At 48.5% G+C, this 1,128-nt stretch carries 2 protein-coding genes; both read right to left on the bottom strand.

Annotated features, from left to right (window positions below; all coding sequences use genetic code 11):
- Nucleotides 1–346 (bottom strand): conjugal transfer protein MobA (gene mobA, locus C5S62_RS01325; RefSeq protein WP_104403737.1); only part of this gene is annotated, 346 nt, incomplete at its 3' end.
- Between the two features lie 281 nt (nt 347–627).
- Nucleotides 628–1,083 carry a DUF3408 domain-containing protein gene (locus tag C5S62_RS01315; RefSeq protein WP_104403738.1) on the bottom strand — a complete coding sequence of 152 codons (456 nt, stop codon included), beginning with the start codon at nt 1,081–1,083 and terminating at the stop codon, nt 628–630.
- Nucleotides 1,084–1,128 lie beyond the last annotated feature (45 nt).

Genomic DNA, 1,128 nt, shown 5'->3' with positions numbered 1-1,128 from the left:
CGATGGTATGTTTCTCCAACTTGTAGAGCAACGCCATCGCCTTCTTCTCCGAAAAATGGATGCGCAATTCCTTCACGACTTGGTTGTAATTGGTTCCAATGCCGCGGAACTGGGCATGGAAATCTGACAACTTGGTGTAGTAGTCCACCAGCGTCTTGTCCACTTTCAGTACCTTGAACTTCTGTCCGAAAAAGTGCGCCTTGAGAAAGACGGCTTTCGCGTACACATTCGATTCCTCGTACATCGTCAGGAACCTGTTCCATTCCTCATCATCGAAGCGTACCATCACGCAGTGCGTCTTCGGGTCCAACTTGGGATTTCTCCCGTACTTGCTCTTCTTTTTCATTCTTCTTATTCTTTTAGTTTAATGGTTCATCCATAGCCTAATCTTCGATTAAAGAACCCCGAAATTATCCGACTGTGGAGGATAATTCTGCCCACGGCGGTGCAAGGATTTTCAGTTACTTAGAATTATTCGGGTAACTGAAAATATATCTTGCTGTGTCTTTGAGGACACCAAAAATCCTCCGCTTGTCGGATTGATTTCCGAGTGTAATAACTCACCTTGTGTATCGGTCGAACCGATGGAGTGCATCCAGCGGCTCAACCGGTTCCACCGTAATCCCGTCAGAGTTTGCGCCACTGCTCGATGTCATTCCGGTAGGCATAGAGGTGCAGGCGGACAAGGTTCTCGATAAGTCCGGATGCGCTCATGCCTTTTCCTCCGAGGTAGCGGACAACCTTGTCCAGTTCGTCACGTACCGTCTCACTGACGAACACAGGCTTGCGGTTGATAATCTTGGGGACTTGGAGATAGGTGGTGCGGTACTCCTCCAAAGACAGCCTGCGCTGCTTGCTGCTGATGCGCTTCTGCGGCATTGCCGCTTCTTCTGTCGTTTCATCAGCCATAACCATCTCCGCTTCTTTCGTGATGGTCTTGCCGGGCTGTTCCAGTTCCTCCGGCTCCAGACCGATTCTCCTGTAAAAGTCATCCACAGACTTGGGAGTGTAGGATTCCCTGCGTCCCATTTTTTCCACGATTTCACGAGCCTGCTGCTCTGTAATGTTTGGTTCTCTCTTCATTGTAAAAAATAAATAGATTAAGTTATTGAATGTGGTCTTGGTCAG

It is taken from the genome of Prevotella sp. MGM2 (genome assembly GCF_002933955.1).
GTDB lineage: Bacteria > Bacteroidota > Bacteroidia > Bacteroidales > Bacteroidaceae > Alloprevotella.
The sequence above is the reverse complement of the archived record's forward strand: the minus strand, read 5'-3'. Positions and strand labels throughout refer to the sequence as shown.